This window comes from Ensifer sp. (assembly GCF_035999185.1).
Classification (GTDB): Bacteria; Pseudomonadota; Alphaproteobacteria; order Rhizobiales; family Rhizobiaceae; genus Ensifer.
The window spans coordinates 1-21,412 of sequence record NZ_DASYHB010000159.1; the positions used below are offsets into that span (position 1 = coordinate 1).

Annotated in this window: 18 protein-coding genes; 14 read left to right on the forward strand and 4 right to left on the reverse strand. The window is 62.3% G+C overall.

Annotated elements, in window-relative coordinates:
- The 8 genes from VGO04_RS20190 to rpmG form a co-directional block, all read left to right on the forward strand.
- Positions 1 to 190 (forward strand): glycerol-3-phosphate acyltransferase (locus VGO04_RS20190; protein WP_327497748.1); only part of this gene is annotated, 190 nt, incomplete at its 5' end.
- Positions 190 to 1,338 carry a DNA-processing protein DprA gene (dprA, locus tag VGO04_RS20195; RefSeq protein ID WP_327497749.1) on the forward strand — a complete coding sequence of 383 codons (1,149 nt, stop codon included), beginning with the start codon at positions 190 to 192 and terminating at the stop codon, positions 1,336 to 1,338. The genes VGO04_RS20190 and dprA, both read left to right, overlap by 1 nt.
- 229 nt (positions 1,339 to 1,567) lie before the next feature.
- Positions 1,568 to 4,231, forward strand: coding sequence for a type I DNA topoisomerase (gene topA, locus VGO04_RS20200; protein ID WP_327497750.1), 2,664 nt, complete (start codon positions 1,568 to 1,570; stop codon positions 4,229 to 4,231).
- A 2-nt stretch (positions 4,232 to 4,233) separates the two neighbouring features.
- Positions 4,234 to 6,606: a ribonuclease R gene (gene rnr / locus VGO04_RS20205; RefSeq protein WP_327497751.1), complete on the forward strand. Its 2,373-nt coding sequence runs from the start codon at positions 4,234 to 4,236 to the stop codon at positions 6,604 to 6,606.
- Between the two features lie 26 nt (positions 6,607 to 6,632).
- On the forward strand, positions 6,633 to 7,088 hold the full coding sequence (locus tag VGO04_RS20210) for a DUF983 domain-containing protein (protein ID WP_327497752.1): 456 nt from the start codon (positions 6,633 to 6,635) through the stop codon (positions 7,086 to 7,088).
- Positions 7,085 to 7,789 (forward strand): NUDIX hydrolase, encoded by a 705-nt coding sequence (locus VGO04_RS20215; protein WP_327497753.1) that lies wholly within the window; start codon positions 7,085 to 7,087, stop codon positions 7,787 to 7,789. Before VGO04_RS20210 ends, VGO04_RS20215 begins: the two co-directional genes overlap by 4 nt.
- Before the next feature lie 13 nt (positions 7,790 to 7,802).
- Positions 7,803 to 8,987, forward strand: coding sequence for an MFS transporter (locus tag VGO04_RS20220; protein WP_327497754.1), 1,185 nt, complete (start codon positions 7,803 to 7,805; stop codon positions 8,985 to 8,987).
- A 93-nt stretch (positions 8,988 to 9,080) separates the two neighbouring features.
- Positions 9,081 to 9,248 (forward strand): 50S ribosomal protein L33, encoded by a 168-nt coding sequence (gene rpmG, locus VGO04_RS20225; protein WP_034795357.1) that lies wholly within the window; start codon positions 9,081 to 9,083, stop codon positions 9,246 to 9,248.
- 591 nt (positions 9,249 to 9,839) lie between these two features.
- Here the strand turns inward: rpmG and VGO04_RS20230 are convergent.
- Complete coding sequence (locus VGO04_RS20230) at positions 9,840 to 11,207, reverse strand: PleD family two-component system response regulator (protein ID WP_327497755.1); 1,368 nt, start codon at positions 11,205 to 11,207, stop codon at positions 9,840 to 9,842.
- A gap of 17 nt (positions 11,208 to 11,224) precedes the next feature.
- The gene (locus tag VGO04_RS20235) at positions 11,225 to 11,596 is read right to left on the reverse strand and encodes a response regulator (protein ID WP_003537642.1); all 372 of its coding nucleotides are present in this window, start codon (positions 11,594 to 11,596) and stop codon (positions 11,225 to 11,227) included.
- Positions 11,597 to 11,752: 156 nt separating this feature from the next.
- Here VGO04_RS20235 and VGO04_RS20240 point away from each other — a divergent pair, with 156 nt between their 5' ends.
- The 4 genes from VGO04_RS20240 (at position 11,753) to VGO04_RS20255 (ending at position 15,504) form a co-directional block, all read left to right on the forward strand.
- Positions 11,753 to 12,022 (forward strand): DUF3572 domain-containing protein, encoded by a 270-nt coding sequence (locus VGO04_RS20240; RefSeq protein ID WP_327497756.1) that lies wholly within the window; start codon positions 11,753 to 11,755, stop codon positions 12,020 to 12,022.
- A gap of 8 nt (positions 12,023 to 12,030) precedes the next feature.
- Positions 12,031 to 12,693, forward strand: a complete 663-nt coding sequence (locus VGO04_RS20245) for a hypothetical protein (RefSeq protein ID WP_327497757.1) — start codon at positions 12,031 to 12,033, stop codon at positions 12,691 to 12,693.
- 138 nt (positions 12,694 to 12,831) lie between these two features.
- Complete coding sequence (locus VGO04_RS20250; RefSeq protein ID WP_327497758.1) at positions 12,832 to 14,124, forward strand: DNA polymerase IV; 1,293 nt, start codon at positions 12,832 to 12,834, stop codon at positions 14,122 to 14,124.
- 147 nt (positions 14,125 to 14,271) lie between these two features.
- The gene (locus VGO04_RS20255; RefSeq protein WP_327497759.1) at positions 14,272 to 15,504 is read left to right on the forward strand and encodes a L,D-transpeptidase family protein; all 1,233 of its coding nucleotides are present in this window, start codon (positions 14,272 to 14,274) and stop codon (positions 15,502 to 15,504) included.
- Positions 15,505 to 15,534: 30 nt separating this feature from the next.
- Here the strand turns inward: VGO04_RS20255 and dnaE are convergent, their stop codons facing one another.
- Positions 15,535 to 19,017: a DNA polymerase III subunit alpha gene (gene dnaE / locus VGO04_RS20260; protein ID WP_327497760.1), complete on the reverse strand. Its 3,483-nt coding sequence runs from the start codon at positions 19,015 to 19,017 to the stop codon at positions 15,535 to 15,537.
- A gap of 429 nt (positions 19,018 to 19,446) precedes the next feature.
- Between dnaE and VGO04_RS20265 the strand changes: the two genes are divergently transcribed.
- Together VGO04_RS20265 and VGO04_RS20270 are read left to right on the forward strand one after the other, a co-directional pair.
- Positions 19,447 to 20,016: a hypothetical protein gene (locus VGO04_RS20265; RefSeq protein WP_327497761.1), complete on the forward strand. Its 570-nt coding sequence runs from the start codon at positions 19,447 to 19,449 to the stop codon at positions 20,014 to 20,016.
- Between the two features lie 82 nt (positions 20,017 to 20,098).
- The gene (locus tag VGO04_RS20270) at positions 20,099 to 20,566 is read left to right on the forward strand and encodes a DUF5680 domain-containing protein (protein WP_327497762.1); all 468 of its coding nucleotides are present in this window, start codon (positions 20,099 to 20,101) and stop codon (positions 20,564 to 20,566) included.
- 212 nt (positions 20,567 to 20,778) lie between these two features.
- On the opposite strand, the gene VGO04_RS20275 is transcribed toward VGO04_RS20270, so the two are convergent.
- A partial coding sequence (locus VGO04_RS20275; protein ID WP_327497763.1) for an FtsX-like permease family protein occupies positions 20,779 to 21,412 on the reverse strand: 634 nt, incomplete at its 5' end.

A 21,412-nucleotide genomic window follows, 5' to 3' on the forward strand; every position in this document is an offset into this window, starting at 1 on the left:
AATCAGCCGTTACTCGTCGCTCTCGGCCCTGGTTGCAACGGCGGTCATTCCGGTTGTACTCTACTTTGCAGGACACGAGAAAGTCGCTCTGCTGTTTGCGCTCATGACCCTGATCACCTGGGTGAAGCATCGCGCCAACATCCAGCGGCTGCTTGCCGGCACGGAAAGCAAGATCGGAGACAAGGGATAATGTCTGATGGCAGCGCAGGACGAACCGGAGTGGCGCTGACCGAACGACAGAAAATATCCTGGCTCCGGTTGATCCGCAGCGACAATGTCGGCCCCATCGCCTTCCGCGACCTGATCAATCATTTCGGCACCGCAGAAAATGCGCTCGACGCGCTCCCGGAACTGTCGCGCCGCGGCGGAACCAAGCAGGCCTATCGCGTCGCATCCGTAAACGAGGTCGAACGGGAACTGGAAGCCGCACGACGCCACGGCGCCGTATTCGTCGGCATCGGCGAGCCGGGCTACCCCGCGGCGCTGCGCCAGATCGACGGCGCTCCCCCGCTCTTGGCGATGAAAGGTGACCTCGCCGCAGCCACGCGCCCATCGCTCGGCGTCGTCGGTTCGCGCAATGCATCCGCAAGCGGCGCAAAGTTCGCGGCGATGATCGCGCGCGACGCAGGCCGTGCCGGCTACGTCGTCACGTCCGGTCTCGCCCGTGGCATCGATACGGCCGCCCATCGCGCCAGTCTCGAAACCGGCACGATCGCCGCCCTTGCCGGCGGGCTCGACCGTCCCTATCCGCCTGAGAACATCAGCCTGCTCGACGAGATCGCGTCCGGCCGCGGCTTGGCGATCAGCGAAATGCCTTTTGGCTGGGAGCCGCGTGCGCGCGACTTCCCACGGCGCAACCGGCTGATCGCGGGCGTCAGCCTCGGTGTGACCATTGTCGAGGCGGCCCATCGATCTGGCTCGCTGATCACCGCGCGCTACGCTGCCGATTTCGGCCGTCTTGTCTTCGCTGTTCCCGGTTCGCCACTCGATCCGCGCTGCCACGGCACCAACGATCTCTTGAAGCAAGGCGCCATCGTCACGACCTCCCCGGACGACGTCATCGAGGCGTTGGCGCCGCTCAGCCAGCTCGAATTGCCCTTGCCCGGTGCCAGGGAGCCGGATGGTCACGCCCGACCAAACGATCCGATCAAGACCAGCGACAGCGATCGCGCCGCGATCAATACCGCGCTTGGCCCGACGCCCGTCGAGATCGACGACATCGTGCGCCACACCGGGCTCTCGCCTGCGCAGGTCTATTTGCTTCTCCTGGAACTCGATCTTGCCGGTCGGCTCGATCGCCATGCGGGCGGGCTCGTGTCTCTCGCGGCTCCCGAATGAGGACCAGCCGCGACCGCCGACAAGCACTGCAAAGTGGCAAGGCATTGGTTTCAGATCGCAGATTCGGCATGTTTTCGCATGGATCGCCCACCGGCCTCTCGTCGTTATTTTGGGTGAACCCTCTTGACCCCGCTCGAATCCCTGTCCATTTCGGGGCGTCGATATAAGGCGAAGTACGGCGCGAACGGCGCTGACGCCGAACCAGAACCGGTTGTCTCAGAAAATGACGATGAATGTTGTAGTGGTGGAATCGCCTTCCAAGGCAAAGACGATCAACAAGTACCTGGGCCCCGGCTACAAGGTGCTGGCTTCGTTCGGTCACGTGCGCGATCTGCCGGCCAAGGACGGTTCGGTCCGTCCGGACGAAGACTTCGAAATGTCCTGGGAAGTCGACGGCGCCTCTGCCAAACGCATGAAGGATATCGCTGACGCGGTCAAATCCGCCGACGGCCTCATTCTGGCAACCGACCCGGATCGCGAAGGCGAAGCGATTTCCTGGCACGTGCTCGACCTTTTGAAGAAGAAGAAGGTGCTCGGCGACAAGCCGGTCAAGCGCGTGGCCTTCAACGCCATCACCAAGAAGGCGGTTCTCGAAGCAATCGCCCATCCGCGCGACATCGATATTTCGCTGGTCGACGCCTATCTGGCGCGCCGCGCGCTCGACTATCTCGTCGGCTTCAACCTTTCGCCGGTGCTCTGGCGCAAGCTGCCGGGCGCTCGTTCGGCCGGCCGCGTGCAATCCGTGACGTTGCGCCTGGTCTGCGACCGCGAAAACGAAATCGAGCGCTTCATCTCCGAGGAATACTGGAACATCTCGGCGCTCTTGAAGACGCCGCGCGGCGACGAGTTCGAAGCCCGCCTTGTTTCAGCCGATGGCAAGCGCCTCGCCCCCAAGGCGATCGGCAATGGCGAAGAAGCAAACCGCCTGCGGACTTTGCTCGACGGCGCCGCCTATGTCGTCGACAGCATCGAGGCAAAGCCGGTCAAGCGCAATCCGTCGCCGCCCTTTACCACTTCGACGCTGCAACAGGCCGCCTCCTCCAAGCTCGGCTTTTCCGCCTCGCGCACCATGCAGGTCGCGCAGAAGCTCTATGAAGGTGTCGACATCGGCGGCGAGACCGTCGGCTTGATCACCTATATGCGTACCGACGGTGTGCAGATGGCGCCGGAAGCGATCGACGCTTCGCGCAAGGCGATCGCCAGCCAGTTCGGCGAACGCTATCTGCCGGAAAAGCCGCGGTTCTACTCGACCAAGGCGAAGAACGCCCAGGAAGCGCACGAAGCGATCCGCCCGACCGACTTCAACCGGACGCCGGACGAGGTCCGCCGCTTCCTCGATGGCGACATGCTGAGGCTCTACGACCTCGTCTGGAAGCGCGGCATCGCCAGCCAGATGGCATCGGCCGAGATTGAGCGCACGACCGCTGAGATCACCGCAGACAACGGCGGCCAGAAGGCTGGCCTGCGCGCTGTCGGCTCCGTCATCCGCTTCGACGGCTTCATTGCCGCCTATACGGACGCCAAGGAAGACGGCGAACAGTCGGACGATGGCGACGAGGACGGCCGCCTGCCGGAGATCAATGCGCGCGAAAACCTCGCAAAGCAGAAGATCAACGCCTCGCAGCACTTCACCGAGCCGCCGCCGCGCTACTCGGAAGCAAGCCTGATCAAGAAGATGGAAGAGCTCGGCATCGGCCGTCCGTCCACCTATGCTGCGACCGTCACGACCCTGCTCGACCGTGACTACATCACCAACGACAAGCGCAAACTCATCCCCCAGGCCAAGGGCCGTCTGGTGACGGCGTTCCTGGAAAGCTTCTTCACCCGCTATGTCGGCTACGACTTCACGGCATCGCTCGAAGAAAAGCTCGACCAGGTCTCGGCCGGCGAGGTCAACTGGAAGGACGTGCTTCGCGACTTCTGGAAGGACTTCTTCGCCCAGATCGAAGAGACCAAGGAGCTGCGCGTTACCAACGTGCTCGACGCGTTGAACGAAGAACTGGCGCCGCTCGTCTTCCCGAAACGTGAAGACGGCGGCGACCCGCGTACCTGCCAGGTCTGCGGCACCGGCAAGCTATCGTTGAAGCTCGGCAAGTACGGCGCCTTCGTCGGCTGCTCCAACTACCCGGAATGCAACTTCACCCGCCAGCTCTCCTCCGAAAGCAATGGCGAGGAGGCTGCGGTCTCGAACGAACCGCAGGCGCTCGGCAAGGATCCGCACACCGGCGAGGAAATCACCCTGCGCAGTGGCCGCTTCGGCCCCTATGTCCAGCGTGGCGACGGCAAGGAGGCGAAGCGCTCGAGCCTGCCGAAGGGCTGGACGCCGTCGACGATCGACCACGAAAAGGCAGTGGCACTCCTGTCCCTGCCGCGCGACATCGGCGCGCATCCCGAAAGCGGCAAGATGATCTCGACCGGCCTTGGCCGCTACGGACCGTTCGTGCTGCATGACGGCACCTATGCCAACCTCGAATCGATCGAGGACGTCTTCTCGATCGGCCTCAACCGCGCCGTCTCCGTGCTCGCCGACAAGCAGTCGAAGGCCGGTGCCGGCCGTGGCCGCACCGCGGCCGCTTCGCTCAAGGAGCTCGGCGACCATCCTGACGGCGGCGCGATTACAGTGCGTGACGGCCGCTACGGTCCCTACGTCAACTGGGGCAAGGTCAACGCCACCCTGCCCAAGGGCAAGGACCCGCAGTCGGTGACCGTCGAGGAAGCACTTGTGCTGATTGCCGAACGCGCGGCCAAGGGCGGGACGACGAAGGGCAAGGCAACCAAGGCCAAGACGACGAAGGCTGCGGCCAAGTCCGAGGACGGCGCCGCGAAGGCGACGAAGGCCAAGGCGCCCGCCAAGAGCAAATCAAAGACGGCCGCCAAGGCCAAGAAGGGCTGATTTTGACCAGAATACCGCGCGACCCGACCGAACAGTTCGGCAAGAAAAGCATGGGCAAGCATGTTCGCGCGGCCAAGGGGGGTGGTTCCGCTCCCGAAGGCGAAGCGATCATCCATGGTGCGGTTCCGCCGCGTGACGTGCTGATGCGCTTCATCGCCGAAAACCCGGATCGTGCCTCCAAGCGCGAGATCGCCAAAGCCTTCGGCCTCAAGGGCGACACCCGTGTCGAACTCAAGGCTCTGCTCAAGGAGCTTGAGGTAGACGGGCTCGTCGAAAAGAAACGCAAGTCGCTCGTCCGCCCCGGCGCCCTGCCCCCGGTAACGGTGCTCGACATCACCATCCGCGATGTCGATGGCGAACTGATCGGCCGCCCGGCCGAATGGCTCGATGACGACGGCGTTGCCCCGGCGGTGCTGATCAAGCAATCCTCCGTCGCCAAGGGTAAGGGCAAGGCTCCGGTGGGCGGCCTCGGCGACCGGGTGCTTGCCAAGATCTTCCCGGCCAAGGAGCGCGGCGGCCCGGCCTATACCGCCCGCATCATCAAGGTGCTGGACAAGCGCAAGGACGCCGTGCTCGGCGTCTTCCGCTCGACGCCTGGCGGCGGCGGCCGGTTGATGCCGATCGAAAAGCGCGGCGAAGAAATCCTTGTTGATCCGGAGTTCACCGGCAATGCGCAGGACGGCGACCTCGTCGAGGTGCAGCTGTCGCGGCTCGGCCGCTATGGCCTGCCGCGCGCACAGGTGCAGACCGTCATCGGGTCGGTCGCTTCGGAAAAGGCGATCTCGATGATCGCCATCCACGCACATGGCATCCCCCATGTTTTCCCGGAACGGGTGATCGAAGAGGCAAATGCCGCGGGTCCCGCGACCATGGCGCACCGCGAGGACTGGCGCGCGCTCCCGCTCATCACCATCGACCCGGCTGACGCCAAGGACCACGACGACGCGGTTTATGCCGAGCCGGATCCGTCCGAAGACAATCCCGGCGGCGTCATCGTCACTGTTGCGATCGCCGACGTCTCCTACTATGTCCGGCCGAAATCGGCACTGGACCTCGAGGCGCTGAAGCGCGGCAATTCGGTTTATTTCCCTGATCGCGTCGTGCCGATGCTGCCCGAGCGGATCTCCAACGACCTTTGCTCGCTGAAGGAAGGCGTCGACCGCCCGGCGCTTGCCGTGCGCATGCGCTTTTCCAAGGAAGGCCGCAAGGCCGGCCACACGTTCCACCGCATCATGATGAAGAGTGCGGCCAAGCTCTCCTACCAGCAGGCGCAGGCAGCGATCGACGGAAACCCCGACGACAAGACCGGACCGATCCTCGAGACGATCCTGAAGCCGCTCTGGGAAGGCTACCGCATCTTGACGCGCGGTCGCGACCGCCGCCAGCCGCTCGAGCTCAACATGCCCGAGCGCAAGATCATCCTGAAGCCGGATGGCACGGTCGACCGTGTCTTCGTTCCCGAACGCCTCGACGCGCACAAGCTGATCGAGGAGATGATGATCCAGGCCAACGTGGCTGCTGCAGAGACGCTGGAGCAGAAACGCCAGGTACTGATCTATCGCGTGCACGACCAGCCTTCGCTTGCAAAGCAGGAGACACTGCGCGAGTTCCTGGCGACCCTCGATATCTCGCTCGTCAAGGGCGGCAACATGCGCTCGAACCATTTCAACGGCGTGCTCGCCAAGGCCGAGGGAAAACCCTTCGAGACCATGGTCAACGAAATGGTGCTGCGCTCGCAAAGCCAGGCGATCTACAGCCCCGAGAATATCGGGCACTTCGGCCTGAACCTCTTGAAGTACGCGCATTTCACTTCGCCGATCCGGCGCTATGCCGACCTGATCGTGCATCGCGCGCTCGTCGCCTCGCTCGGTCTTGGCGAAGGGGGCCTGACGCCGCAGGAAGAAGCGGTGCTCGACGACATCGCGGCCGAGATTTCGACATTTGAGCGCCGCGCCATGGCTGCCGAGCGCGACACCGTAGACCGGCTGATCGCGCACCATCTGAATGGCCGCGTCGGCGAGGAGTTCGAGGGCCGCGTCTCCGGTGTCACCAAGGCGGGACTCTTTGTCACCCTGCCCGCCTATGGCGCCGATGGCTTCGTTCCGATATCTACGCTCGGGCGCGATTACTTCATCTACGATGAGGCGCACCAGGCGCTTTCCGGCGAAAAGACCGGGCTCGGCTATCGCCTCGGTGACCCGGTCCGGGTCAAACTCGTCGAGGCTGTCCCGCTTGCGGGCGCATTGCGCTTCGAAATGATGAGCGAGGGGCGCAAGATGCCGACGGCGACGCGCTCCTTCCACAAGTCCGGTCGCCGCGATCGTACAGGGCCGCGCAAGAAGCCGGGAACCCGGCCACCGCGGGGCCGGAGATAACGCCCGGCCAGGGTAAAGGAATGGACATGAAAGCAGCTGCAGGCGAAACGCTTCACCTTGGCGGAAGCGAGAGCGAAGAGCGCTCCGTAGGCCAGGCGATGCGGCGCGGTTTTCTCGGCCGCTGCCCGGCCTGCGGCAGCGGCAAGCTGTTTCGCAGCTACGTCAAATCCGTCGACGCGTGCGCCGCCTGCGGCGAGCGCATGGATCATCATCGCGCCGATGATTTCCCGCCTTACATCGTCGTGACCATCGTCGGCCATCTCGTGCTTGGCGGCTATATGGCGACCGACCTCATCCTGCCGCTCACCAGCTGGCAGCACCTGGCCATCTGGGTGCCCATCACCGTCATCAGTTCGCTGGCGCTGCTTCAGCCGGTCAAGGGCGCCGTCATCGGCCTGCAATGGGCGCTGAAGATGCACGGCTTCGGCGGTCACGAAGACGGACCGGAAGACGTGCTGCCCCCGCGAGACGACCGGGCATGACCCTAGAGCGGGATACCGGCGACGAGGTCAAGCGCCAGCGTTCCGCAACGATGCGACCACGCGATGCCGCCTCCGTCATGCTGCTTGATCGTATCGGCGGCCGCGTGCGTGTCCTGATGGGCAGACGGCACAGTGCACATGCCTTCATGCCGGATCTTTATGTTTTCCCCGGCGGACGCCGTGACACCGGAGACCATCGGATTGGCTTCGGCTCCGATCTTCATCCGTCCGTTCTGCGGGCGCTGAAGGGTTCTGGCACGCGCGAGTTGACGGATGCGCGCGCCCGCGCGCTGGCGCTTGCGGCTGTGCGCGAACTCTACGAGGAAGCCGGCATCGCGATCGGTGCACCCCACTCTCCGCCAGCCTCGCCGGTTCCATTCCTTCCCGATCTTGCAAACTTGCGCTATATGGCTCGGGCCATCACCCCTCCGGGCAACACAAGGCGGTTCGATACGCGCTTCTTCGCCGTTTTTACCGACGAGGCCGAAATCGATCCGACGCAGTTCCTGGACAGTCGGGAGCTTCAGGATTTGCAGTGGATCGATGTAGACGCTACGCCGTCGCTACGGATACCTGACATCACCGCCGTCATACTCGCGGACCTCAGAAGCGGTCTCAAGGCCGATCCATCGCTGCCCTGCGAGCGACCGGTGCCACTCTACACCACGCACCGTGGGCGCTTCGTCCGCACATTGCTCTAAGGACCCGCGTTCGATGTCACAGCCGTCGCCCGGTACAACTGCACCGGTTGAGGAAATTCACTGGCGGTCGCTGATCGCCGCCGTTGCCGCCATCAGTGCCGTTGGCATTGCCATCGGCCTCGGACTGCCGCTGCTCTCCATCATCATGGAGAAGCGCGGGATTTCCTCGACGCTCATCGGCCTGAACTCCGCCATGGCCGGCCTTGCCGCCATGGCGGCCGCGCCGCTCACCACCAAGTTCGCCCATCGCCACGGCGTCGCGCCAACCATGCTTTGGGCGGTGCTTCTCGCTGCCGTCAGCGCCTTTGGCTTTTACTACATCACCAACTTCTGGCTCTGGTTCCCGCTGCGGGTGGTCTTTCACGGCGCCATCACGGTGCTCTTCATCCTGTCGGAGTTCTGGATCAACGCGACGGCCCCGCCGGCCAAACGCGGCTTCGTGCTCGGCATCTACGGCACCGTCCTCTCGCTCGGCTTTGCCACCGGCCCCCTGCTCTTCTCCATCCTCGGCAGCGACGGCATCCTTCCATTCGTCGTCGGTGCCGGCGTGATCCTGCTTGCAGCGGTGCCAATCTTCCTGGCGCGGGACGAAAGCCCCGTGATCGACGAGAAGCCGGAACGGCATTTCCTGCGCTACGTCTATCTCGTTCCAACCGCAACGGCCGCCGTTTTCATCTTCGGCGCCGTCGAATCGGGTGGGCTATCGCTGTTTCCGATCTTCGGTACCCGATCCGGCTTTACCGAATCACAGGCAGCCCTGCTTTTGACGGTGATGGGGATCGGCAACTTCATCTTCCAGATCCCGCTCGGCATGTTGTCCGACCGGGTGAAAGATCGCCGCACGCTCCTGTCGGCGATGACGGTGATCGGCCTGATCGGTGCGCTCTGTCTGCCAATGCTCGCCGAAAGCTGGTTCCTGATGGCAATCGTCCTGCTCTTCTGGGGCGGTTGCGTTTCCGGGCTCTACACCGTGGGCCTCAGCCACCTGGGCTCGCGCCTGCAGGGCGCAGACCTCGCGGCCGCCAACGCCGCCTTCGTGTTTTCCTATGCGGTTGGTACGGTCGCCGGTCCGCAGGTCATTGGAGCTGCGATGGACGTCACCGGCAACAATGGTTTTGCCTGGGCGATCGCCGCCTTTTTCGGCCTCTATGTTGCGCTTTCGGTGGTCAGGATCGTTTTGAATCCAAAACGGCCTTGACTTTTTGGCCGCGATTTGTAGTTTCGCGCCAACCTTGCCCGTGGCCCGCAACCGGTTGTCCACGGCTTTCATTGTTACAAAGGCAGGACGACCATGGCAAAAGCCACTACCATCAAGATCAAGCTGCTTTCGACAGCCGACACTGGTTTCTTCTACGTCACGACCAAGAACAGCCGTACGATGACGGAAAAGATGACCAAGACCAAGTACGACCCGGTCGTCAAGAAGCACGTCGAATTCAAGGAAACGAAGATCAAGTAAGATCGATCGTTCCAGGAATTGAAAAGGGCGCCGACCGCAAGGTCTGGCGCCCTTTCCTTTTGGACGCAATGAATGAATTGCCGTGGACCGCTGCAAGCGGCGGGAGAGCGACCAGCACGGATCAGCTGAGGATACGCATCCCCTTCCCGCGTTGATATCGCTCGCAGAATCAAAAACGCCGCCCCTATCCGAGACGGCGTTTCACAATAGGGGGTCGGCTGGCATCTGACTGCGGCACGAGGATTCCGCGGATGTCAAAAGCCAACCGACCGACCCCACGACCCAGGAGATGCGGCGGACCTGAGCATCATGGGGTAACCAAAATCTCAGAAGGCGGATGCCTCCTTATTCATCAGCATCACCTGAAAATGAAAAAAAATCAACGAATTCTTAATGCGCGGAGCGGGCCGCTCGGCGCATGGTTAATTCTGTATCAGACTAGGACAGGCGAATGCGTTCTGCCCGCTGCCACCCAAGGTCCCCGGCGGCAACAGTCGAAGCGAGAATACAGTTTTGAATGCAACCTGCAAGAGGTGACCCAATAAAATCCTTGGGTACCTGGGACGTCTGGAAAACCCGCGCAACAGTCCGTCAGGCGGCGGCGGCTACCACTCGGTTGCGGCCCTCGTTCTTGGCTTGGTAGAGCGCCGTGTCCGCCCGCTTCAGCAGAGCTTCGGCCGTGTCGCTGCCGGGCCTGAGGCTGGCAATCCCCATGGACGCCGTCACCTTCAGGGGGCCATCTGCCTGCGAAATCGGGAAAGGCAGGCTCTCGATTATGGTGCGCAAGCGCTCGGCGACACCTGCCGCCATTTCTGCCGACGTATCCGGCATGACCACAATGAACTCTTCCCCGCCGAAACGGCAGGCTAGATCGGCCCCGCGCACCGTCGTGCGGATACGATTGGCAAATTCACGCAGAACATCGTCACCGACATCATGCCCGTAGGTGTCGTTGACCTGCTTGAAGCGATCGATATCGGTCATGCAGATCGACAGTGGCCGACCGCGCGCGGCAGCCCGATCCATCAGCAGCTTCAAGTGCGTATCGAAGTAGCGGCGGTTGTGCAGGCCGGTAAGCCCGTCGGTGACGGCGAGCTCAATCGTCTGCTGGACGCTGGCACGCAATCTGTCGTTGCAATGCTTGCGGCGGATCTGCGTCATCGAGCGGGCGATCAGCTCGTTGGGATCGACCGGCCGCATCAGGTAGTCCGTCACGCCGAGATCGAGCGCCCGAACCACCAGTTCGTCGCTGCCCTGCTCCGCGATCAACAGGATGGGGATGAAGCGGGTGCGCTCCAGCGAGCGTAGCTGCGAGCACAGCCGCAGCGGATCGTAGTCGTCGAAATTCGCATTGACGATGACCAGGTCGAAATTGTTCTCCGCCGCCTCGAAAAGTGCAGCCTGGGGATCGGAGATGACCGAGACATCGGCGATCGGCTTGAGGGCGCGCTGCAGGCGCTCCTGCGACGAGCCGCGGCCATCGACGAGCAAAACATTGCCGGGCTCATCGGGCCGATCCGCACGGGCAACATCCTCAAGGCCAATCGTCTGCGCCGTCAGTGCCCTCAGGCGCAGTTCGTCGCTGACGTTCTTCAGCCGCACAAGGCTTTTTACCCTCGACATCAGCTGAAGATCGTTGACCGGCTTGGTCAGGAAATCATCGGCGCCAGCCTTCAGGCCCCGCACGCGGTCCGATGGCTGATCAAGTGCCGTGACCATGACAACCGGGATATGTGCGGTCTTCGGGTTCGCCTTCAAGCGCTCGCAGACCTCGAAACCGTCGAGGCCGGGCATCATGATGTCGAGCAGCACAAGATCGATCGGCGTCTTCTCGCAGAGCGCCAGTGCCGCGTAGCCATCGTTGGCGGTCAGCACATCGAAGTACTCGGCGAGCAGCCGCGCCTCGAGCAGTTTCACATTGGCAGGGACATCGTCGACAACAAGAATACGCGCAGTCATATCAATTTTCCCGCCGCTCAGGCATCGCCCAGGTAGGTTTTGATCGTCTCAATGAACTTCGGTACGGAAATCGGCTTGGAAACATAGGCCTCGCACCCGCCCTGGCGGATCCGCTCCTCGTCTCCCTTCATGGCAAATGCGGTAACGGCGATGACCGGGATGACATGCAACTCGTCGTCTTCCTTGAGCCACTTCGTTACTTCAAGGCCGGAGACTTCCGGCAGCTGAATGTCCATCAGGATCAGATCCGGCCGGTGCTTGCGCGCGAGCTCGAGCGCCTCCATGCCGTTGCGCGTCTGGATCGTCGCATAGCCGGAAGCCTCAATCAGGTCGCGGAACAGCTTCATGTTCAGCTCGTTGTCTTCAACAATCATTACCTGTTTGGGCATGTCGATCCCTTGCTGTCCATCGCCGCCTTGCAAGTCGTCTCAGGATACTTAACTTGCGGAGCCGACGACTCGACCCATTTCCTCGACTTCAGAGATAGTCCTATTTGGTTGAAAAATAGGTAACTCCGGGCGTAAAAACCATACGGGGACGCACCAATGAAAAACGCCGACGAAATCGCCATCGATATTCTTGCCTGGCTGGCGGCAGAGCCTGAGCTTCTATCCCGTTTCCTGGCGCTGACCGGCACCGAACCGGGAGCGCTGCGCAGCGCGATCACCGAACCCGGCTTCATGGGCGGCATCGTCGCCTTCCTCATGGAGCACGAGCCGACGCTGATGGCTTTCTGCGAGGCAACGGGCACCGCGCCGCAGGATGTGGTCAGTGCCCACACAGCCCTGTCCGGCCATTCCAGCTTCGACGATTGAGCCAAGACATGGCCGCCATCGATGATATCAAGCTGAAGGAACGGCCGCTCATCGTCAGCGACATCGATGATGTCGTTCTCGAATTCATCAATCCGTTCAAAGCCTTTCTCGACAGCTGCGGCCACGTGCTGTTGCCCCGATCCTTTCGTCTGACCGGAAACATCGTCAGACGCGCCGACGATCAGCCGGTGACGGAGGCCGACGTCAAGAGCCTGCTCGATGCGTTCTACGGCTCGCAGGATCGTTGGCAGACCCCGGCCGCACAGGCCGCCGAGACGCTGGCGGCGCTGTCGGAGGAAGCGGACATCGTCTTCCTGACCGCAATGCCGCCTCAACATGCAGCCGTGCGCCGCGCTCTGCTCGACCGGCTTGGCCTTCCCTACCCGCTTCTGGCCTCCGAGGAGCCGAAGGGGCCAATCGTCGAGCGGCTGCACGGCGCGCGCGCCGTCCCGCTGGTATTCATCGACGACATGCTTCGCAACCTCAGATCGGTCAGGAGCCACGCCCCGTCCTGCCTGCTCATCAACCTGATGGCCAGCTCCGAGTTTCGCCCTCTCGCGCCGGAACCCGACGCAGGGATTTGCGCCGTGACCGATTGGACGGAAGCGGCCGCGACCATTCGCAGGCATTTCGGCAGCGAGTTCGGTTCGGCGCATCACAGGCGCAGCTAATCTCACGCCGGGGCCACTCGAAATGCCCCTGGCGAGCTCTGTCAACGGCGACAATTGCGGTGTGATTTCCAATCGCGCCTCCCTTGAGACTCGCTAGCCTAGAGCGTAAGGTCGCAATGTTCAATATTTGTTCCAAGCATGGTCGACAGCGCAGCTCAAATTCCAGGCTTCTGCCGCGACTGCCTTCGGGAACAGGCGGCGTCCGTGCGGCGCTGCCTTGCCTGCGGCAGCCCGCGCATCCTGCGTCATCCAGAACTCAATGATCTGACCTTGGCGCATATCGATTGCGACGCCTTCTATGCGTCGATCGAAAAGCGCGACAATCCGGAACTCGCCGACAAACCCGTGATCATTGGCGGCGGCAAGCGCGGCGTCGTGTCCACCGCCTGCTACGTCGCGCGCATCCATGGCGTGCGCTCGGCCATGCCGATGTTCAAGGCGCTGGAGGCCTGTCCCCAGGCCGTGGTGATCAAGCCGAACATGGAGAAATATGTGCGTGTCGGGCGCGAGGTTCGCACGCTGATGCAGGAACTGACGCCGTTGGTGCAGCCGCTGTCGATCGACGAGGCTTTTCTGGAGCTGCGGGGGACCGAGCGGCTGCACCATGATCCGCCGGCGCGCACGCTTGCGCGCCTGGCCAGACGCATCGAGCAGGAGATCGGCATCACCGTCTCGGTTGGCCTCTCCTACTGCAAGTTCCTCGCCAAGGTGGCGTCCGACCTGCAGAAGCCGCGCGGCTTTTCGGTTATCGGCCAGGCGGAGGCGCTGGAATTCCTGAGAGAGAAGCCGGTGACGCTGATCTGGGGCGTCGGCAAGGCCTTTGCCGCAACTCTGGAACGGGACGGGGTGCGCACGATCGGTCAATTGCAGACCATGGACGAAGCAGACCTCATGCGGCGCTACGGCACGATGGGGCAGCGGCTCTTTCGCCTGTCCCGCGGGCTCGACGAGCGCGCGGTCGAAATCGACGGGGAAGCCAAGAGCGTATCCTCCGAAACGACGTTCAACGACGACCTCGCCCGCTACGACGACCTTGTGACGCATCTGCGGCATCTGAGCGAGCAGGTGGCTCACCGGCTGCGGAAATCGGAACTCGCCGGCCAGACCGTCGTTCTCAAGCTGAAAACCACAGACTTCAAGATCCGCACCCGCAACCGGCGGCTCGACAGCCCCACGCGGCTTGCCGACCGCATCTTCCGCACCGGACTTCAACTCCTGGAGAAAGAGACCGACGGCACGAAATACCGCCTGATCGGCATCGGCGTCAGCGATCTCTCTGCTCCGGACCTCGCCGATCCCCCAGATCTCGTCGATCCGGCCGCCACCCGGCGCGCAGCTGCAGAAGACGCCATGAACAAGCTGCGCGACAAGTTCGGCAAGGCGAGCGTCGAAACCGGTTACACATTCGGAACCAGGAAGCGCGAGCCCTGAAACCGCAAACCGCGGTCCCGTTGCGCTCGCGTGCGTGCGTCCGGCGCGCGATCACGCAACCTTGATCAGCCCCACACAGTCTCCAGACCAATTCCTTAAAGATTGCCGGCTAGGCTCGTTCGCCAAGTCATGTGTCGGGTTGAGTGTATGGTATCGCGTTTTGCTCTCACCGCCAGCTTCATCGCCCTGCTTTTGTCACCCTCAACCGGGTTTGCAGGCGGTCGCGGGCCGCTACAGATCATCGTTTCGAAGGATCAGCAATCGCTGGTCGTCTATGACGGCGACGCGGTGATTGCGACGTCGCCGGTCTCGACCGGCAAGGCGGGTCATACGACCCCGAGCGGCATCTTCTCGATCCTGGAGAAGCGGCGCCATCACAAATCGAATATCTATTCGAATGCGCCGATGCCCTTCATGCAGCGGCTCACCTGGTCGGGGATCGCACTGCACGGTTCGAACCACGTTCCGGAGTATCCGGCCTCGCACGGCTGCGTACGGTTGCCGAGCGATTTTGCGGCCTCGCTCTACAAGATGACCGAGCGTGGCGTGCATGTGCTGATCTCGGACCGACAGGTAACGCCGACCGAGGTCAAGAGCGCCCTGCTCTTTCGACCTGTCCCGGCGGAGGTATTGCCGCCACTCTCCGACGTGCCGCTGAGACCCGCTATCAGCCAGGCCGGCGATACGCCGGTGGAGGTGGCGATGACGGAGCCCGCTGGACCTGCGCCCGGCATGTCCGCCTCGGCAGTCGAGCCGATCCGTATCCTCATCACACGCAGCGATGCGCGCGACGACATGCGTGAAGTGCAGGCGTCGCTGGAGCTTCTGGGTTACGCACCCGGGACGATCGACGGCCATGCGGGACCGGCGACGATCGCGGCGCTCCGCGCTTTCCAGACGAGCGAAGGCCTTGAGAGCGACGGCAAGCTGACACCGGAGCTGACCGACAGGCTGCTGCGCAAGGCCGGTCGCGCGCCGCCGCAGAACGGCAAGATCCTTGTCCGGCAAGGGTTCAAGCCGCTGTTCGAAGCGGGCCTCACCATCGACAAGCCGGAAGAGGCGCTTGGCACGCATTTTCTGCAGTTTCGGCACAACGAGGAGGAAGGCGCGGAAGGAAAATGGTTCGGCGTTTCCCTTGAGGACCATCTGCCGTCCTCAACCAAGAAACGGCTCGGCATTTCCATCGAAGCCGATCCATTCGCGTTCAACGGCATACAGCGCACACTGGCACGGCTGACGATTTCCGACGACGTTCGCAAACGGATCGAACAGCTTATGGCCGAAGGCTCGTCGCTTTCGATCGCCGACACGGAAAACGGGCTCGAAACCGGCCAAGGCACCGATTTCATCACGATTACACGATCGCGTCCCGCGGGCTGACACCAAAAGCAGAGAGAACCCTGCGCCGGATCAGACGAGCTCGACGTCGATCACCCCTGGTGCCGAACGAAGTGCGGCGGCAATCTCGGGCGAAATTCGGAATTTTTCGCTAAGCTCCACCTCGATTTCGCGCTGGCCGTTGTCCTTGATGACAACGAAGGAAACGAGGCCGTCGCCCCTGGTGTTGAGGTGCGAGGCAATCGATTTCAGCGGGCCGGAATCGCGCACATAGACGCGCAAGGCCTTCTGCAGCTGCAGCGATTCCTCTTCGAGCGAGCGCAGGGTCTGGATGCGCAGGCCGATGCCTTCCGGCCGCTCCTCTGCGGCCACCGTCATGACCAGCGACTTGCCCGGTTCGAGAAGATCTCGGTACTGGTGCAACATTTCGGAAAACAGCACCGCCTCGAATTGCCCGGACGAATCGGAGAAGGCGACGATGCCCATCTTGTTGCCGGTGCGCGTCTTGCGTTCCTGCTTCGATGTGACGGTGCCGGCGAGCCGCCCGGCGGTCGCCCCCTTCTTCACCGAACCGGCGAAATCGCCGAAGTTCTGCACCCGCATCTTGGCAAGCAGCGCGTTATACGTATCAAGCGGATGGGCCGAGAGGTAGAAGCCCAACACCTGGAATTCACGATGCAGCTTTTCCGAAGCGAGCCACGGCGTATAGGTCGGAAGGGCAATACGCTCCGGCCCGGTGGCGGCTCCTGCACCGAACATGTCGCTCTGACCGCTGGTCTTGTTTTCCTGCGCGCGCTGGGCAAAGCCGAGGACGCGATCGAGCCCCCCCACCAGTTCCGCACGATCATAGCCGAAGCAATCGAACGCGCCGGCGGCGATCAGGCTTTCAAACACGCGACGATTGAGAAGCTTCGGATCGATCCTGAGGCAGAAATCCTCAAGGCTTGCGAAGGATTGGTCGCCGCGCACTTCGACGACGTGCTCGACGGCGGATTCGCCCACGCCCTTGATGGCGGCTAGCGAATAATAGATCCGGTTCTCGCCTGTCTGGAAATGCCGGAACGATGTCTGCACCGACGGCGCGATTACTTCGATGCCGAGGCGCTTGGCGTCCTGGCGGAAATCGTTGACCTTTTCGGTGTTGGACATGTCGAGCGTCATCGACGCCGCCAGGAACTCGACCGGGTAATGCGCCTTCATAAAGGCGGTCTGATAGGAGACGATGGCGTAGGCGGCTGCGTGCGACTTGTTGAAGCCGTAGTTGGCGAACTTGGCAAGCAGGTCGAAGATCAGGTCGGCCTGCGGCTTCGACACTTCGTTCTTGACCGCGCCGTCGACGAAGCGGGCGCGCTGCTTGTCCATTTCCTCCTTGATCTTCTTACCCATGGCGCGGCGCAGAAGATCGGCCTCGCCGAGCGAATAGCCCGAGAGCACCTGGGCGATCTGCATCACCTGCTCCTGATAGACGATGACGCCCTGCGTTTCCTTCAGCAGATGGTCGATCTTCGGATGGATCGACTCGATCTCCTCTTCGCCGTGCTTGCGGGCGTTGTAGACCGGGATGTTCTCCATCGGGCCCGGGCGGTAAAGCGCCACCAGCGCGATGATGTCCTCGATGCAGTCGGGCCGCATGCCGATCAGCGCCTTGCGCATGCCGGCACTTTCCACCTGGAACACGCCGACCGTTTCGCCGCGCGACAGCATCTCGTAAGTCTTCGGGTCGTCGAGCGGAATGCTGGCCAGATCCACCTCGATGCCACGCCGTTTGACGAAATCGACGGCGACCTTCAGCACCGTCAGCGTCTTCAGGCCGAGGAAGTCGAACTTGACGAGGCCCGCCTGCTCCACCCACTTCATGTTGAACTGGGTGACCGGCATGTCGGAACGCGGATCGCGATACATCGGCACGAGTTGCGACAGCGGCCGGTCGCCGATCACGATACCGGCGGCGTGGGTCGAGGCATGGCGGTAGAGGCCCTCGATCTTCTGGGCGATATCGAGAAGGCGCGCGACGACCGGCTCTTTCTCGGCCTCCTCCTGCAGGCGCGGCTCCTCTTCGATCGCCTTGGAGAGCGGCGTCGGGTTCGCCGGGTTGTTGGGCACCAGCTTGCAGATCTTGTCGACCTGGCCGTAGGGCATCTCGAGAACACGCCCGACGTCGCGCAGCGCGGCGCGCGCCTGCAGCGAACCGAAGGTGATGATCTGCGCCACCTGCTCGCGGCCGTATTTGCGCTGCACGTATCGGATCACTTCTTCGCGCCGGTCCTGGCAGAAGTCGATGTCGAAGTCGGGCATCGAGACGCGCTCGGGATTGAGGAAGCGCTCGAACAGCAAGGAGAATCGCATCGGATCGACATCGGTGATCGTGAGCGCGTAGGCAACCAGCGATCCTGCACCCGAACCGCGGCCGGGTCCGACGGGAATGTCATGTTGCTTCGCCCATTTGATGAAGTCCGCAACGATGAGGAAGTAGCCGGGGAACTTCATGCGCGCGATAACACTGAGCTCGAAGGCCAGGCGCTCGCGGTAGTCCTGCTCGCTATAGCCAGGCGCCATACCAAGCTTGGCAAGACGTTCCTCAAGCCCCTCTTCGGCCTGGCGACGCAACTCATCCGCCTCTGCGCGCTCGGCCTCCTCAGGGTCGGCGGTGGCGCCGGTAAAGCGCGGCAGGATGGGCCCGCGCGTCTTCAGCATGAACGAGCAGCGCCGCGCGATCTCGATGGTGTTTTCCAGCGCCTCCGGCAAGTCGGCAAAAAGCGCCGCCATTTCCTTGCGGCTCTTCAGATAGTGATCCGGCGTCAGCCGAAAACGGCTGTCATCCGACACCATGGCGTTGTGTGCGACCGCCATCAGCGCGTCGTGCGCCTCATAATCGGACGGCGACGGAAAGAAGGCCTCGTTCGTGGCCACGAGCGGAATGTCGAACTTGTAGGCAAGATCGATCATCCGGCTCTCATGGCGCCGATCGTAGCCACCGTGACGCTGGAGCTCGATGTAAAGCCGATCGCCGAAGAGGTCGTGCAAGGCTTCGAGACGCGCCTCGGCCAGTGCCGTGGAGCCCGCCTTCACGGCCATATCCACCGGTCCGCCGGATGCACCGGTCAGCGCGATCAATCCTTCGGTGCCGCATTCTGCAAGCCAGGAGCGGGTGATCCGCGTCGCCTGGCTTCCCTCGCCGCTGAGATATGCCCGACTCACCAGGTCGACGAGCCGGGTGTATCCATCGTCGGTGGCCGCAATCAGCACGATCGCCGGCAGCTTGGCCAGTTGCTGGTGAGGGCCGCGTCGCTCTCCCTCCACCTCGTCTTCCATGTCGATGGATAGCTGGCAGCCGGTGATCGGCTGCAGTCCATCATCGGAAGCCTTCTGGGAAAATTCGAGAGCAGCAAACAGATTGTTGGTGTCGGCGATCCCGATCGCCGGCTGGGCATCAGCGACTGCCTTGCCGATGACTTTCTTCAGCGGCAGAGCGCCTTCAAGCAGCGAGAAGGCCGAGTGGACACGCAGATGTACAAACTGCGGATCCGTCGCGAGTGTCCCACTCGATACTGCCATGCCGCCATCTGCCATCGTCGCACCTCGATTCCTGTCTGCTCGACAGGGTATCCCGCTTATCACGCGACATGTCCAGTTTCGCCGGACATGTCGTCCCCCTTATTCAGTGAGGCAGAGGAGGACTGGGAGGTGCTTGAGGTGAAAACTCGGCGCTCAATCAGAGGCCGAGGGCAATGAAAGAGATGCTGGCGATGAACAGGCTCATCGATGTGAAGGCGGCGAGGTCACGAACAAAATCAGTCATAACATGGCTCCTTTTCCGTTATGTTTCTACTTTGTTCTATTTCTGTTCACTCGTCAAGCATGGACCAGACGTTCTGGTCGCGATGGTTAATGTGGGGGCGGCCGCTTGGCGTGCGAGCGCGCAGACGGCTTGAGGAAACGAGGGCTCCCTCCTATCAATAGCAACAACCATAAGGGGAGTTTCCGATGCGCACAGGCCTTATATTGTCGTTGCTGTTCCTTTCGCCTGTCACGGCCTTGGCCGCCGAAACAATTGATCCGAGCCGCATCGTGTCGGCGGCGACTGGCGACTGGAACAAGGACGGTGAAGACGATCTTGCGCTGCTCGTCCGTCCGGCCGAGGGAAGTGATGAAGACAACGGCGTCTATCTCTATCTGGCCGGCAAGAACGGCGCACTGGAGCTAAAGTCGGCTCTCCCGAACAAGGTCTGGGGCCAATTCGACTTTGCCGGGCAGGCTCCGGCGATCGAGGCGACCGCGAACGGTTCGCTGATCATCACCAGCCACAATGATTCCATCGGGCGCGACCGCTGGGAGCAGAAGCTGACGCTCGCCTATCGCAATTTCGAATTCGTGGTCGCCGGCTATACCTACTCGTCCTATGACACGCTCGATCCCGACAACACGTCGCATTGCGACTTCAACGTGCTAACGGGCAAAGGCAAAGCCAATGACAAGCCCGTCAACACCAGAGGCGAACTCGTGCTTCTAAAAGATTGGACCGATGACCGCGGCCAGAGTGCATGCGGCCTGTGACAATTCGGTGAATGTTCTTTATTTGTTCTTTACATTCGGCGCGCTCGAACCCATCCTCAACGGGAACATTTGAGGAACATCCATGATCGCGATCGAAGGACTGAAGGACTTTATCGTCGAAGCCAAAGCAAACACCTACGTCGGTGGTGGCGTGCCGCGGCCTTCGTCGCGCCCAGGCTCCCACGACATCGGTTATGAAACTGGCGGCTGGCGCTATCTCGACAGTTATTTCGGCGGAAGCGATTTCGCCGGACAGGAGACGGTCTGGCAGGATGGAGAGCCACGCTGGGCGATGAATTATTTCGGCCGGATCCTGCGCCCCGACCTCATCAATGGGGAGAAGGCCGGGCTGGTTATCAAGGCGGCGCTAAAGGCGATGTATCAGGAGAAGCGCCATTTTCTCGGCGGCATGGAGTTTCGCCACGCCCATGGCTACTACATCGATTGCAGTCGCGGCGACACCAGCCACTTTTCCGGCCATGAGGTCATCTTTGTCGACGGCGAGGAAGCCTATGAACTCGATTATCGCGGCGGTCTGATCAAGCGCTGACAACGCACGTCCACGACCATTGGCATTGGCGTTCTGGAGGAATGCGCGCGTGCCGACAGCATCCGCGATCCGTCAGGCCTGCGAGTTCATGATCGTGCGGGGCGATCAGGGCGCCAGAGCCGGCCCTGGCCCAAACGTTGGCAACACCTCGAAAACATAGCTGCGCGTCTGCGGACCGCGGTTGCATGCCGGCTCATCCGCCGATGTCCTTGTCACTCGTTGCGCAAGGCTTGTACCGGATCTAGGCGCGAGGCGCGCCAAGCCGGGAAGATCGTGGCGAGGAAGGAAAGAGTGAGCGCCATGACGATGACGACCGCGGTCTCATCCGCATTCATGTCGGCTGGCAGTTGGTTGAGGAAGTAGAGTTCCGGGCTGAAGAGCGTCGTGCCCGAAACCCACGAAAAGAACTGCCGGATGGACTCGATATTGAGGCAGACGACGACGCCGAGGGCAACGCCGGCAACCGTGCCGGCGACACCGATCGCAGCGCCAGCCATGAAGAAAATGCGCATGACCGACCCGGACGTCGCACCCATCGTCCGAAGGATCGCGATATCGCTGCCCTTGTCCTTCACCAGCATGATCAGGCCGGAGATGATGTTCAGCGCGGCGACCAGCACGATCAGCGTCAGGATCATGAACATGACGTTGCGCTGGACCTCGAGCGTCGAGAAAAAGGTCCTGTTGCGATCGCGCCAATCGGTGATGAAGATCTGCCGGCCGGACGCATCCTCGATCGGCTGGCGCAGCTCTTCCACGACGTCAGGATGTTCGACGAAAATCTCGATCGACTGCACGAGCCCTTCGGCGTTGAAGTAGAGCTGGGCTTCTTCCAGCGGCATGAAG

Coding starts and splice junctions, on each gene's coding strand:
- dprA (WP_327497749.1), top strand. CDS start 190: ATGTCTGATGGCAGCGCAGGACGAACCGGAGTGGCGCTGACCGAACGA.
- topA (WP_327497750.1), top strand. CDS start 1,568: ATGAATGTTGTAGTGGTGGAATCGCCTTCCAAGGCAAAGACGATCAAC.
- VGO04_RS20210 (WP_327497752.1), top strand. CDS start 6,633: ATGAAAGCAGCTGCAGGCGAAACGCTTCACCTTGGCGGAAGCGAGAGC.
- VGO04_RS20215 (WP_327497753.1), top strand. CDS start 7,085: ATGACCCTAGAGCGGGATACCGGCGACGAGGTCAAGCGCCAGCGTTCC.
- VGO04_RS20220 (WP_327497754.1), top strand. CDS start 7,803: ATGTCACAGCCGTCGCCCGGTACAACTGCACCGGTTGAGGAAATTCAC.
- rpmG (WP_034795357.1), top strand. CDS start 9,081: ATGGCAAAAGCCACTACCATCAAGATCAAGCTGCTTTCGACAGCCGAC.
- VGO04_RS20230 (WP_327497755.1), bottom strand. CDS start 11,207: ATGACTGCGCGTATTCTTGTTGTCGACGATGTCCCTGCCAATGTGAAA.
- VGO04_RS20235 (WP_003537642.1), bottom strand. CDS start 11,596: ATGCCCAAACAGGTAATGATTGTTGAAGACAACGAGCTGAACATGAAG.
- VGO04_RS20240 (WP_327497756.1), top strand. CDS start 11,753: ATGAAAAACGCCGACGAAATCGCCATCGATATTCTTGCCTGGCTGGCG.
- VGO04_RS20245 (WP_327497757.1), top strand. CDS start 12,031: ATGGCCGCCATCGATGATATCAAGCTGAAGGAACGGCCGCTCATCGTC.
- VGO04_RS20250 (WP_327497758.1), top strand. CDS start 12,832: ATGGTCGACAGCGCAGCTCAAATTCCAGGCTTCTGCCGCGACTGCCTT.
- VGO04_RS20255 (WP_327497759.1), top strand. CDS start 14,272: ATGGTATCGCGTTTTGCTCTCACCGCCAGCTTCATCGCCCTGCTTTTG.
- dnaE (WP_327497760.1), bottom strand. CDS start 19,017: ATGGCAGTATCGAGTGGGACACTCGCGACGGATCCGCAGTTTGTACAT.
- VGO04_RS20265 (WP_327497761.1), top strand. CDS start 19,447: ATGCGCACAGGCCTTATATTGTCGTTGCTGTTCCTTTCGCCTGTCACG.
- VGO04_RS20270 (WP_327497762.1), top strand. CDS start 20,099: ATGATCGCGATCGAAGGACTGAAGGACTTTATCGTCGAAGCCAAAGCA.